The following is a 12470-nucleotide window of genomic DNA, read 5'->3' as shown; positions in this document are numbered from 1 at the left end:
ATTTTACTTGCTAAATATAGGCAATTTAAGATAATGCTTCGGTTATAGCGTGTTCAAATAACATACCCAATTCAATGCCTGCTTCTTTTGCTTGTTGCGGTAAAATACTCTCAGTGGTTAAACCTGGTGTAGTATTCATTTCAAGCAAATATGGTTCGTTTCCTATAAATATAAATTCACTTCGAGAAAAGCCGGTCATTTTTAAGACATCATATATTTTTTTTGAAGTTTTTGTAACCTTCTTCAATTGAACGGCATTAATTCTGGCGGGTGTTATTTCTTGCGATTTACCCTCATATTTGGCTTGGTAGTCAAAGAAATCGTTCTCAGATACTATTTCGGTGATAGGGAAAACAGTTGTTTCTCCTTTTATTTTTAATACACCAACAGATACTTCTGTACCTTCTAGAAAACCTTCTATAATTATTTCATCATCTTCTTTATATGCAGATTCTATGGCACCCTTTAATTCTTCGGGTTTATATACTTTATTAATACCATAACTACTACCAGATTTATTAGCTTTAACGAAACACGGCAACTTGACTTTTTCAATGATTTCGGCTTCGTTGATTGGGTCTCCTAAATTTAAATAGTATGATGGCGCAGACTTAATTCCGTAAGGTTTAAGAACGCTTAATAAATCCCTCTTGTTAAAGGTTAGAGCTGCTTGATAAAAATTACATGATGTATGTTTAAGACCTAAAAGTTCAAAGTAGGCCTGCATTAATCCGTCTTCACCTGGTGTGCCATGTATGGCATTAAAAACACAATCAAAAGTTATAGATGTACCGTTAAGAGGTATTGAAAAATTATTACGGTCTACAGGTGTTTCGTTTTCCTCATCATCGACATAGACCCATTTATCTTTAAAAATATGAATTCTAAACAGGTTGAACTTTTCCTTATTTAGGTAATTATAGACCACATTACCACTTTTAAGTGATATTTTATATTCACTAGAGTAGCCTCCCATTATAATTGCTATATTTTTTTTCATCTGTATGGTCTGTTAAAATGCTATAGCAAAGATGGAGCATTGAAATAAAATAAAAAAGAAAACCTTGTTCATTCATGAACCCGATATATAATTTTTGGATATGCATTAACTATAACCGTAAGCTCATTAAAAGGTAAGGGGGCATTTACTATATTTGTCTGGTCAAATAATTTGTATGAGAAATTTTTTCAATTTTTTAAAAAGTAAGACATTTTTAATTCAACTTGGTCTTGCGTTATTGGTACTAATCATCATCATTTTTCTTGTGTTAGGGTACCTGAAGAGTACTACCAATCATGGTGAGTTTGTAGAAGTGCCAGACTTTTCTAAAAAGTCGGTAATGGAAATGAGAAAATCTATAGAACAAGCCGGATTGCGATATGAGGTGTTGGATTCTGCAAATTATAATCCAGATTACCCAAGGTTTTCTATCATAGAACAAAACCCTGCGGCAGGATCAAAAGTTAAGGAGAACAGAAAAGTATATTTTACGGTCAATCCATCAGGATATAAAAAAGTTACCGTGCCCCAAATAATTCAGGTGACCAAGCGCAATGCCTCTTCTATGTTAAAGGCAGTAGGTTTAGATGTACAAAGGGTTACCTATATTGATGAGTTAGGTAAAGACATGGTCTATCGTATTAAATTTAAGGGTAAGGATATTAAACCAGGCGATAAGCTGCCCAAAACTTCTAAGATAGAACTGATCTGTGGTAATGGTAGCATTACCGAGAGGGCCATTATTAAATCTGAATCTGAGGATTAAATGGAAGATAATATTGAACGCCCAGTGAATGAAGATGGAGAACTTTTTGAACATCATAGGGTTGTAGCATCAAAAGGTCAAGTACCGCTACGTGTAGATAAATTTTTGATGAATTTTATTGAAAATGCTACGCGGAATAAAATACAGCAATCTGCCAAAGATGGTCATGTATGGGTAAATGATCAGATAGTAAAATCTAATTATAAAGTTAAAGCTGGCGATGAGGTTAAGGTGCTTTTTGAGCATCCTCCGCACGAATTTTTGTTGGTTCCAGAAGACATTCCTTTGGATATTGTCTACGAGGACGATGTATTATTGGTAGTGAATAAACCTGCAGGTATGGTGGTACACCCTGGGCATGGTAATTATACGGGAACTTTGATTAATGCCTTAATACATCATACCGATAACTTGCCGTCTAACAGTAATGAAAGACCAGGTTTGGTGCATCGTATAGATAAAGATACATCGGGTCTTTTAGTTGTGGCAAAGACCGAAGCTGCTATGACACATTTAGCAAAACAATTTTTCGATAAAACTTCAGAAAGGGAATATATAGCTTTGGTTTGGGGAAATATTGAAGAAGATGAAGGATCCATTGATGGTCATGTTGGGCGAAATCCTAAAAACCGATTACAGATGCATGTTTTTCCTGAAGGTGAGGAAGGAAAAGAAGCAGTTACCCATTTTAAGGTTTTAGAACGTTTAGGTTACGTTACGCTGGTATCTTGTAAATTAGAGACAGGTAGAACGCACCAAATTAGGGTGCATATGAAATATATTGGTCATACCCTGTTCAACGATGAGCGTTATGGAGGCGAGAAAATTTTAAAGGGTACAACATTCACAAAGTACAAGCAATTTGTAGAAAATACCTTTAAACTATTGCCTCGGCAAGCGTTACATGCTAAAACATTAGGTTTTGTACATCCGGTAACTGGTAAGCATATGAGTTTTGATTCTGAAATACCAGATGATATGGCGAGCGCTATAGAAAAATGGCGTAGTTATAGTAAAAATAGTACGGCATAAGATTTGTCAATACCACTATTTAAACTCTTTTTTATCTTTTGTAGGTGGTACAGTTGATCATGTTTATTTTTGGGTATTAAAATTGCATTATGAAAATTGTTATTTCTCCGGCAAAATCGTTGAATTACGAAAGTGAATTGCCAACAACTAAATATACATCTCCTGAATTTATCGATGATGCTGAAAAGCTGAACAAAGTATTAAAGAAGAAGAAACCTAAGGCACTTTCTGAGCTAATGTCTATTTCAGATAATTTGGCGCAATTGAATTGGCAACGCAATCAAGATTTTACTACACCATTTACTCCAGAAAATGCAAGGCAGGCCGTGTACGCCTTTAGTGGTGATGTATACCAAGGTTTGGATGCGTATACCTTATCCGAAGAAAAAATTGAGAAGTTGCAACAGACGCTTAGAATTTTATCTGGACAGTATGGTATTTTAAAACCGTTGGATCTAATGCAGCCGTACCGATTAGAAATGGGTACATCTTTAAAAATTGGCAGAAAGAAAAACTTGTATGAATATTGGGGAGAAAGGCTTACAAATCATTTAAACAATGAAATGGAAGATGATGAGCTGTTGGTGAATTTAGCAAGTAACGAATACTATAGCGCATTAAAACCTAAGAAAATAAAGGCAGAAATTATTACTCCAATTTTTAAAGATTGGAAAAAGGATAAATTAAAGATTATCAGCTTCTTTGCTAAAAAAGCTCGAGGTGCAATGGTAAGGTATATTATAGATACCGATGCTAAATCTTTAAGTGACATTAAAGGGTTTAATTTAGACGATTACCAATTCAGTCAAGAACATACTTTAAAGGAAAACGAACCCGTTTTTATCAGATAAAATATAATTCGCTCTTTTTCGTTCATAGAGTATATAAAAATACGTTTATGAAAAGGGTATATCTGCTGTCTGTAATTTTTGTTGTTCTATTATTTTCTTGTACTGATAGGGATGATGAGGTTAACCTCGTTAATATTCGAATTCAAAATAGTACCGAGTTATTTTTTAATGAAGTAAGGGTAGCGGAAAAGGATACCGTATATGAGAATATAGCAGCAGGTGAGTTTTCTAATTACATGGAATTCGAAACCGCTTTTGCCAATACCAGAATAACGATTCTTACCGATTCAACCAGCTTAAATTATTTTCCGACGGAGGTAGTTTCAGATTCACTTCCCATAGGTTTTTATACGTATGAGATTTCTTTAGATGAAGATAACCAAGTAGATCTTACCTTTAGAATAGACGATTAAGACTATTTCTTTTTATTGATTTTAATTTTTTCCTCAACGGTAGGTCTTTTCTTAATCTTTCGTGGTCTTCTTGCACCATAAGAATTATTGGATATTTTCCCTTTTTTAGATTTCTTGTCTCCTTTTCCCATATCTCGTTGTCTTTGCTTTCTCTTAAAGTTAGTAATTTAGTAATGATCGGTCTTTATAATAGGCTCAAGAGAATAAAACACTAATGCAAAAGATATTTAAGCATATTCATCCTTATGAACCTTTTATTAATAATTCTACGGAAAAACTTATTGTAGGAACCTTACCACCCCCTCGTTTTACTACTGGAGATCTCAAGGAAGGAGATGTAAATTTTTGCTATGGAAGTAGAGATGGGCAGTTATGGCCTATATTAAATAAAATCTTTGATCTTAATTTACAGTTTGAGACTACTCAAAAGGCGATAGACCAACGTAAATTATTTTTGAGGGAAAGAAAAATTGGTATTTGTGATATTGTAGCTTCTGCTGAAAGGATAAAAATAGACGCCTCTGATTTAGGCATGAAAAACATACAATTAAGGGATGTTTTAGAATATCTGGAAAAGTACCCAAAAATTCATACCCTTCTTTTTACAGGTGGAAACAGTAAAAACGGACCAGAGTATTTTTTTAGAAAACACTTAAAAGAGAAATCTGTAGTTCTCAAATCGGTTTCAAATGATGTGCCTAGAATTCATGAATTTGAACATCCTTGTACCAATAAGGTAATAAGAACGGTTTCATTAACGGCACCTTCTGGAGCAGCAAATAGGGCAGTGGGCAGTCTTGAACTTTATAAAACGTTGAAGAGGCAAAATCCTAAGTTCAATACAATAGATTTTAGGGTTTTACAGTATAAGCATCATTTTTAAAATTCAAATGTTAGTGGTATTGGGTGTAAAACTAAAAAGAGTCTTGCTTTTAAGACAAGACTCTTTTACGAGAACACTATATGAAAATGAAAAAATTTTTTACTTATTTACATTGTAAAGATATATAGCTGTTCGTGTTTTTTGGAATATTTGTTGTCAATACAGACAATTTTGTGGTATACGACCATGAATATGATATTTCACAAAAATGATTCTCTAAATTCTCTTGGAATAGCGATATTTATGTTCGAAATTTAAAGAGTTTGCCGTAATGGTACGGCCAAAAGTTTTTAATATATGCAGCAAAAAGAAAGATTGGCAGAATTTAAGAAGTCTGTCCAAAATAAATTCAATGTTTATAATAGTCTATTCTTAAATCTACCCTACGAGAATATCGAAAATGTGGGTATGTTGATTCCTTTACTATTGAATCAATCGGAAAAGGGATTAAGTAATGGTCTAAACCCAAAAGAAATTCTTGAGAATTTTTTCGAGAACTTCGTAGAAATTAAATCCGAAAAAGAGCAGATAGACTTTATGTTCCGCATTATACAGTACGTGGAGAGACAAGTGGTTCTTTATGATAGTGTTGAAGACGCAGCGTTTCCTAAGTTGCATAAGCATTCAAGCTCCCTATCCTTAAAAGATTATTTTCAGCTTGTAGAAAAGAATAAATCTTGGGATACAATTTGGGATAAGTTGAGCACATTTAGTGCGCGAATTGTATTAACGGCACACCCAACTCAGTTCTATACTCCGGCAGTATTGGATATTATCACTAATCTTAGAACCTTAATTTTAGAAGATAAAATCGATGAAATAGATGTAGGTTTACAACAGTTAGGTCTTACCTCGTTGATTAATGCTAAAAAGCCAACTCCTTTAGATGAAGCCAAAAACATCATCTATACATTAAGACATGTGTATTATGATGCTATTGGTGATATGTACGCATATATAAAAGGGAGTACAGGGTCAAAGCAGTTTGAAAATCATGATATTGTAAAACTAGGTTTCTGGCCAGGTGGAGATAGAGATGGTAATCCGTTTGTAACTGCCGATATTACTAGAGATGTAATGAACGAACTTCGTTTAACATTAATGAAGTGTTATTATAATGATTTAAAGGGATTGGTGCATAAACTAACCTTTAAAGATGTACAAGAACCTTTGCAGAAACTTAGAGCCAACCTTTATACGGCTATGTTCGATAGCTCTAAGGATATTGGCTATGAAGACTTGATTGTTCCTTTAGAGGAAATACAATCGATACTAATTGAAAAATATCAAAGCCTTTACCTTAAGGATCTTGAAAAGTTTATAGATAAGGTAAAGATTTTTAAAGTTCACTTTGCAACCATAGATATTCGTCAAGACCACAGTATGCATACCAAGGTAATGGTAGAGGTTTTAAAAAAGAACGGTTTTATAAAATCGGAACTGAGCGAATTATCTGAAGAAAAATTGTTAGATATTCTTTTGCATGAAAAGTTGAATTTATCTGCAAGTGATTATGAAGAGGAGATTGTAAAAGATACTATTAAGAACATACTTCAATTACAGACTATTCAAGCTAAAAATGGAGAAGAGGGTTGTAATAGGTACATCATCAGTAATTCTGAAGATAAATTCTCTATTCTTTTCGTTTATGCATTGTTTAGATGGTGCGGCTGGGCAGATAAGGAAATTACGTTTGATATAGTGCCGTTGTTTGAAACCATGAACGGTATGGATACCGCTCAAGATACTATGAGGTTTTTGTTCAGTTTACCTGAATACAAAGCACATTTAGAGAATAGGAATAATAAGCAGACCATTATGCTAGGTTTTTCTGATGGCACTAAAGATGGTGGTTATCTTAAAGCCAATTGGTCGATATTAAAAACCAAAGAAGAATTATCGGAAGTTTGTGATGAACATGATATAGCGGCCATTTTCTTTGATGGTAGAGGAGGTCCACCGGCAAGAGGAGGAGGAAAAACCCATCGTTTCTATGCTGCGCAGACAAATAAGGTTGCCAATAATGAAATTCAGCTTACCATTCAAGGGCAAACCATTACAAGTACTTATGGTACAAAAGAGCAGTTCATTTATAATAGTGAGCAATTATTGACTGCCGGTCTGTCAAATACCATTTTAGAAAAAGAGATCGTTATTTCAGATTCAGATAGAGAATTGATTGAAGAATTATCTGAATTGAGTTTTAAAAAGTATGATGATCTAAAACATCATGATAAGTTTATGCCGTACTTGGAAAATATGAGTACGCTTAAATATTATACAAAAGCTAATATTGGTAGTAGACCGGGTAAAAGAGGGAATAAAGCCAAGCTTGAATTGTCTGATTTAAGAGCAATATCATTTGTGGGTTCTTGGAGTCAATTAAAGCAGAACGTACCTGGTTATTATGGTATAGGAACTGCATTGGAGAAGCTCGAAAAGGATGGAAGGTTCGAAGAGGCTAAAAGGTTATACCAAGAAGTGCCGTTCTTTCAAGCGTTGATGATGAACAGTATGATGAGTCTTACCAAATGCTATTTTGAATTGACCAGCTACATGAAAGAAAACGAAGAGTATGGTGCTTTTTGGGAAATTCTACATGCAGAATATGAATTGTCTAAAGAGATGCTTTTAAAACTTTCCGGTATGGAAATCTTAATGAAGAAAGAAGCAATTTCAAGAGAGTCCATTAAAATACGAGAAAGTATAGTATTGCCGTTATTGGTTATTCAACAATATGCCCTACAAAGAATAGGTGAGGGAACAGAATTTAAAGAGTTGTATGAAAAAATTGTAACTAGATCTCTTTATGGAAATATTAATGCCAGTCGAAATTCGGCATAAAGTATAAGTAATACTATAAGAAAAGCCCGATTCAAATTATGAATCGGGCTTTAGTTTTTTATTGATGTAGTATACTATTTTTTGTTTTGTTGATTCTTAATAGTTTCCTTATCAATATCAAAATTGTTAGTGTCTATATCAGTGTTTCCCGTAGGGTTTGTGGGGTTGTTCTGTTCTACTTTTCTGTTAAACTTTTTTCTATCTTTTATAATTCCCATAGTTTTATTTTTTTTAGGTTCAATTTTAAGATACCAAATAGAAGACAAGAACTGCGTTAATTGCTTTATAAAGCTTTGTTATAGAATGTTAAACCAAGCTATTCAGCTTGATTTGGACTAAGCAGGGCATAAAATAATTTTATGCCATAGGCTATCTGTCCAATTTTTAAATTTTCATTTGGGCTATGTTGATTATTGTCTGGGTTTACCATCGGAACAATAAACGCAGGAATTTTTAATTCATTGATGAATGGTGAAATAGGCACCGTACCGCCCATTATACGAATCTGAACAGGTTTTTCTCCAAATTTAGATTCCATAGTCTTTACGATACCATTACCGAATGGATTGTCTAGTTCAGTACGGAAGGCATCGGTTACAGAACCCTCTTTAATAGTAACGATTTTGTCATATTTTAGACGGTCTTCCATTGTCGGTTCAGTGTTCATTACATGGTAACCTTGATTTTTAATATGAGCTTTTACCAGGTTTTTAAGTATTGTTCCATCACTTTCGGGCAATAACCTTAAATCTAACTCTGCAGTGGCAGTGGCAGGAACAATTGTTCTAGCTTGGTCACCAATCCATCCAGAGCCTAAACCTCTTATGTTCAAAGAAGGATATTGTAATGATTCTTGGTAAAAGCTACCCACTTTTTCTGGGCTTGATATTGCCAAGTTTTTATTGATTTCTTCTATGTTGTCAGGTACACTTTTTAAAATATCTAGTGTTGCATCATCTAAAGAAATTCCATCATAATAGCCCTTTATCAATACTTTGCCATCAGCATCTTTCATTGTAGCTAAAAGCTGTGTTAATTGAAAACCTGGGTTAGGTGCATAATTTCCGTAATGACCACTATGCTGAGGTTTTATTGGGCCATAGGTAGTAATTGATAACGTTGTGATTCCTCTACAACCATATACGATGGTAGGTTTTCCCGAAACATGAACAGGGCCATCATTAATCACCAAGAAATCTGCCTGTAATAAATCTTTATAGGTTCGAACCGCTTTTGGTAACGGGGCGCTACTTTTTTCTTCTTCACTGTCTAATATAACCTTTACGTTGTACGGAATATCAATATTATCTTTTTTAAGCGCATCAATAGCGTTTAAGAACATGATTATAGGTCCTTTGTCATCAGAGGTAGACCTACCAAAAAGTCGCCAGTCATAATTGATGTCATCAGTTAAATCTGAAAAAGATTCGGTTTTCCAGCCTTCATTAGTTTTAGATTTCAAAACTACTTTGTAAGGGTCTGCCTGGTCCCATTTAGCGGCATCAACAGATTGCCCATCTAAATGCATATAGAATAAAATAGTAGGCTTATTATCGTCCATTGGTAAGGCGGCAAAAAATAGCGGAAGACCTTCTGTTTCTAAAATGGTACTATTAAAACCGCGTTCAGTAAATTTTTTTCTAAGCCAAAAAAGGTTGGTATCAATATCATCGGCATTCAATGCGTCATTTGGTATGGCAACAAATTCCCTTAATTCACCAATGGCATTTGCAACCTTTGATTTTATTAAAATGGAGTCTTGGGCAGTTGCTGAAAAAAGAGAAAATAGCAATACAATGGTAAGTAATTTTTTCATGTTGGTTCACGTAGATATATTCTCTAAATGTAAGCAAATTGCAGGGAAAAGAACATGAAAAAGGATGCTTACCTGTGTTAAAGGAAACTAAAAAAATAATAGTAAAAACATATCATCTAATTTACTAGGGCATGCGATTGTTGACCGCAACATTAAATGGAGTAATAGATGCTTGATGATAAGCTTTATAATGGTCCCATTTTAAATCGTAGAAATTAAAAATGGTATAAGAATAACCTAAAGATTGGTCGTTCTTATACCATAGTTAGAGGAACACTATTGTAATTAACGGATAGTTTTTACAAACTCTGCAATAGAATGTACTCCGCTTGCAGTCAAGTGCTTAATAAAAGCAGAACCTATAATGGCTCCTTTAGCTGTTTTGGTAGCTTGCTTAAAAGTTTCTTCGTCTTTAATACCGAAACCAACAATTTGTGGATTCTTTAATTTCATGTTAGCGATACGCTCAAAGTAATTCTCTTGTTCTTGACCAAAACCAGATTTTGATCCTGTAACACTCGCAGAACTTACCATGTAAATGAATCCGTTTGAGGCGTTATCGATTTGTTGGATCCGCTCATCACTAGTTTGTGGGGTAATAAGGAAAACATTTAAAAGTCCGTATTTTTTAAACGTTTCTTCGTACTCGTCTTGATAAACATCGAGCGGTAAATCGGGTAGAATAAGTCCGTCGATACCAATTTCCTGACATTTTTTGCAAAAAGCCTCCACACCATATTGTAACATCGGGTTGAAATAACCCATAATAATTAATGGGATTGAAACCGATTTACGAATGTCCTTTAGCTGCTTAAAAAGAATTTCGGTGGTCATTCCGTTTTTCAATGCAGCAGTAGAGCTTTCTTGAATTGTTGGTCCGTCTGCTAAAGGATCACTAAATGGTAACCCTATTTCGATCATATCAACACCGTTTTTTTCTAAATCTTCAATGATTTTAACGGTATCGTTGAGTGCAGGATAACCAGCAGTAAAATATATGGAAAGGAGTTTTTTGCCTTCTTGTAATTTTGTGGTAATTCTATTGCTCATAATAAAGTTATGCTAGCTTAAAGTAATCTATGTAAGTATTTAAATCTTTATCTCCACGACCGGAAAGGCTGATAACAACAACATCATCTTTTTTGAATTTTTTATGTTCAAAAATTGCAAATGCATGTCCCGTTTCAATTGCAGGAATAATACCTTCCAATTTAGATAACTCAAGACCGGCAGCCATTGCTTCATCATCCGTAGCAGAATAGAATTCAGCACGACCAGATTTATATAGATGCGAGTGCATTGGACCAACACCAGGATAATCTAATCCTGCGGAAATAGAATAGGGTTCAGTAATTTGACCATCTGTTGTTTGCATTAGCATAGTTTTACAACCATGAATTATCCCAACTTTGCCAAGTGCCGATGTAGCTGCGCTTTCTCCGGAATCTATACCTTTACCGGCAGCTTCAACCGCAATAATACCAACATCAGGTTCATGCAAAAAATGGTAGTACGTACCAGCTGCATTACTGCCACCACCGATACAAGCCACTACATAATCAGGGTTTTCACGACCTTCTTTCTCTTTTAATTGCCATTTTATTTCCTCTGAAATTACAGATTGAAAACGGGTTACCATATCTGGGTAAGGATGCGGGCCAATAGCTGACCCAATAATATAATGGGTGTCTACCGGATTATTGATCCAATCTCTAATAGCTTCGTTCGTGGCATCTTTTAGGGTTCTACTACCTGATTTTGCAGGTCTTACTTCTGCGCCTAACATTTTCATACGAGCCACGTTAGGTGCTTGACGGGCAATATCAATTTCGCCCATATAAACAATACATTCCATGCCCATTAAAGCACAAACGGTAGCAGTGGCGACACCATGTTGCCCAGCACCAGTTTCGGCAATAATTCTTGTCTTACCTAGCTTTTGAGCCATTAGAATCTGACCAATGGTATTATTTACTTTGTGCGCACCAGTGTGGTTTAGATCTTCTCTTTTTAAATATATTTTACAGCCGTGCTTTTCAGAAAGTCGTTTAGCAAAATATAGGGGAGAAGGTCTACCAACATAGTCTTTTAAAAGCTGATTGAATTCTTTCTGAAAAGAATCTTCATACATCAGTTTTAAATAATTTTGTCGTAGCTCTTCAACGTTTGGGTACAACATTTCGGGAATAAAGGCACCGCCAAATTCACCGTAGTATCCTTTTTCGTCAGCATTATAATTCATAGCGCTTCTTTAAACTTTTGTAATTCTTCAATATTTTTTAAACCCGGTTCTATTTCAAATCTGCTATTTACATCAATGGCATAGCAATACTTAGACTCGGGGCTTTTTAAAAATTCATTAATCTTATCAAGATTGTTCAGCCCAATTCCACCGCTTAAAAAGAAAGGTTTGGTAGAAGGGTAATCTTTTAAGACAGACCAATTAAATGTGTAACCATTACCACCAGGTAACTTTCCTTTGGTGTCAAAAAGATAATAGTCGCAAACATTTTCATAAGGTGTTAGTACATCAAAATTGAATGCTTCCTTTATGGAGAAAACTTTAATAATTTCGACCTTCTGATTGCATTTTTTTAATTCGGAAGCAACTTGTACGCAGTATTCAACACTCTCATGACCATGCAATTGAACTCCTTGTAACTGATGCTTATTAACAATTTTAATGACATCATCTATATCTGCATCCACAAAAACACCAATTTTACTAATTTGATGTGGTAAATCTGGAGTTTCACCTTTAAAATACCTCGATGAAGGTTTCCAAAATATAAAACCAAGATAATCTGGTTGCAATTGAGCAACATCAGATGTATTTAGTTTCATTCCGCAGATTTTGAGTTTCAT

The 12470-nt window shown here is 34.5% G+C and carries 13 protein-coding genes; 6 read left to right on the top strand and 7 right to left on the bottom strand.

Translation table 11 applies throughout. The features are described from left to right. Window positions 1-25: 25 nt before the first annotated feature. On the bottom strand, window positions 26-1000 hold the full coding sequence (locus DCS95_RS06480; RefSeq protein ID WP_116769947.1) for a D-alanine--D-alanine ligase: 975 nt from the start codon (window positions 998-1000) through the stop codon (window positions 26-28). A gap of 175 nt (window positions 1001-1175) precedes the next feature. On the opposite strand from DCS95_RS06480, the gene DCS95_RS06475 reads away from it, so the two are divergent. The 4 genes from DCS95_RS06475 to DCS95_RS06460 all read left to right on the top strand — a co-directional run bounded on the left by DCS95_RS06475 (window position 1176) and on the right by DCS95_RS06460 (window position 4062). After that, window positions 1176-1766 carry a PASTA domain-containing protein gene (locus DCS95_RS06475; protein WP_116769946.1) on the top strand — a complete coding sequence of 197 codons (591 nt, stop codon included), beginning with the start codon at window positions 1176-1178 and terminating at the stop codon, window positions 1764-1766. Further along, window positions 1767-2798: an RluA family pseudouridine synthase gene (locus tag DCS95_RS06470; protein WP_116769945.1), complete on the top strand. Its 1032-nt coding sequence runs from the start codon at window positions 1767-1769 to the stop codon at window positions 2796-2798. Between the two features lie 89 nt (window positions 2799-2887). Next, window positions 2888-3649, top strand: a complete 762-nt coding sequence (gene yaaA / locus DCS95_RS06465; RefSeq protein ID WP_116769944.1) for a peroxide stress protein YaaA — start codon at window positions 2888-2890, stop codon at window positions 3647-3649. 47 nt (window positions 3650-3696) lie between these two features. Continuing rightward, window positions 3697-4062, top strand: a complete 366-nt coding sequence (locus DCS95_RS06460; protein WP_116769943.1) for a hypothetical protein — start codon at window positions 3697-3699, stop codon at window positions 4060-4062. 2 nt (window positions 4063-4064) lie between these two features. Here the strand turns inward: DCS95_RS06460 and DCS95_RS06455 are convergent, their stop codons facing one another. Then, entirely contained in the window at window positions 4065-4193 is a 129-nt protein-coding gene (locus DCS95_RS06455) for a 30S ribosomal protein THX (protein ID WP_076551090.1), read from the bottom strand. An 83-nt stretch (window positions 4194-4276) separates the two neighbouring features. On the opposite strand from DCS95_RS06455, the gene DCS95_RS06450 reads away from it, so the two are divergent. Further along, a complete protein-coding gene (locus tag DCS95_RS06450; protein ID WP_116769942.1) occupies window positions 4277-4945 on the top strand; it encodes a uracil-DNA glycosylase family protein in 669 nt (222 codons plus the stop codon). Between the two features lie 297 nt (window positions 4946-5242). Then, complete coding sequence (locus tag DCS95_RS06445; protein ID WP_116769941.1) at window positions 5243-7789, top strand: phosphoenolpyruvate carboxylase; 2547 nt, start codon at window positions 5243-5245, stop codon at window positions 7787-7789. A 74-nt stretch (window positions 7790-7863) separates the two neighbouring features. Here the strand turns inward: DCS95_RS06445 and DCS95_RS06440 are convergent, their stop codons facing one another. The 5 genes from DCS95_RS06440 to DCS95_RS06420 all read right to left on the bottom strand — a co-directional run bounded on the left by DCS95_RS06440 (window position 7864) and on the right by DCS95_RS06420 (window position 12470). Continuing rightward, window positions 7864-8007: a hypothetical protein gene (locus DCS95_RS06440; RefSeq protein ID WP_164674133.1), complete on the bottom strand. Its 144-nt coding sequence runs from the start codon at window positions 8005-8007 to the stop codon at window positions 7864-7866. A 98-nt stretch (window positions 8008-8105) separates the two neighbouring features. Further along, window positions 8106-9605, bottom strand: a complete 1500-nt coding sequence (locus tag DCS95_RS06435; protein ID WP_116769939.1) for a M20/M25/M40 family metallo-hydrolase — start codon at window positions 9603-9605, stop codon at window positions 8106-8108. A gap of 285 nt (window positions 9606-9890) precedes the next feature. After that, a complete protein-coding gene (gene trpA, locus DCS95_RS06430) occupies window positions 9891-10655 on the bottom strand; it encodes a tryptophan synthase subunit alpha (protein ID WP_116769938.1) in 765 nt (254 codons plus the stop codon). 7 nt (window positions 10656-10662) lie between these two features. Further along, on the bottom strand, window positions 10663-11847 hold the full coding sequence (gene trpB, locus DCS95_RS06425; protein WP_116769937.1) for a tryptophan synthase subunit beta: 1185 nt from the start codon (window positions 11845-11847) through the stop codon (window positions 10663-10665). Next, window positions 11844-12470, bottom strand: a complete 627-nt coding sequence (locus DCS95_RS06420; RefSeq protein ID WP_116769936.1) for a phosphoribosylanthranilate isomerase — start codon at window positions 12468-12470, stop codon at window positions 11844-11846. The genes trpB and DCS95_RS06420 overlap by 4 nt, the downstream gene beginning before the upstream one ends.

The sequence above is a fragment of the Maribacter litoralis genome, assembly GCF_003075045.1.
Taxonomy (GTDB): Bacteria; Bacteroidota; Bacteroidia; order Flavobacteriales; family Flavobacteriaceae; genus Maribacter; species Maribacter litoralis.
Note: the sequence above shows the minus strand (reverse complement) of the source record. Positions and strands in the feature narration are given on the sequence as shown.

Coding starts and splice junctions, on each gene's coding strand:
- DCS95_RS06420 (WP_116769936.1), bottom strand. CDS start 12,470: ATGAAACTCAAAATCTGCGGAATGAAACTAAATACATCTGATGTTGCT.
- trpB (WP_116769937.1), bottom strand. CDS start 11,847: ATGAATTATAATGCTGACGAAAAAGGATACTACGGTGAATTTGGCGGT.
- DCS95_RS06470 (WP_116769945.1), top strand. CDS start 1,767: ATGGAAGATAATATTGAACGCCCAGTGAATGAAGATGGAGAACTTTTT.
- DCS95_RS06435 (WP_116769939.1), bottom strand. CDS start 9,605: ATGAAAAAATTACTTACCATTGTATTGCTATTTTCTCTTTTTTCAGCA.
- DCS95_RS06480 (WP_116769947.1), bottom strand. CDS start 1,000: ATGAAAAAAAATATAGCAATTATAATGGGAGGCTACTCTAGTGAATAT.
- DCS95_RS06475 (WP_116769946.1), top strand. CDS start 1,176: ATGAGAAATTTTTTCAATTTTTTAAAAAGTAAGACATTTTTAATTCAA.
- DCS95_RS06440 (WP_164674133.1), bottom strand. CDS start 8,007: ATGGGAATTATAAAAGATAGAAAAAAGTTTAACAGAAAAGTAGAACAG.
- DCS95_RS06460 (WP_116769943.1), top strand. CDS start 3,697: ATGAAAAGGGTATATCTGCTGTCTGTAATTTTTGTTGTTCTATTATTT.
- DCS95_RS06445 (WP_116769941.1), top strand. CDS start 5,243: ATGCAGCAAAAAGAAAGATTGGCAGAATTTAAGAAGTCTGTCCAAAAT.
- trpA (WP_116769938.1), bottom strand. CDS start 10,655: ATGAGCAATAGAATTACCACAAAATTACAAGAAGGCAAAAAACTCCTT.
- DCS95_RS06450 (WP_116769942.1), top strand. CDS start 4,277: ATGCAAAAGATATTTAAGCATATTCATCCTTATGAACCTTTTATTAAT.
- DCS95_RS06455 (WP_076551090.1), bottom strand. CDS start 4,193: ATGGGAAAAGGAGACAAGAAATCTAAAAAAGGGAAAATATCCAATAAT.
- yaaA (WP_116769944.1), top strand. CDS start 2,888: ATGAAAATTGTTATTTCTCCGGCAAAATCGTTGAATTACGAAAGTGAA.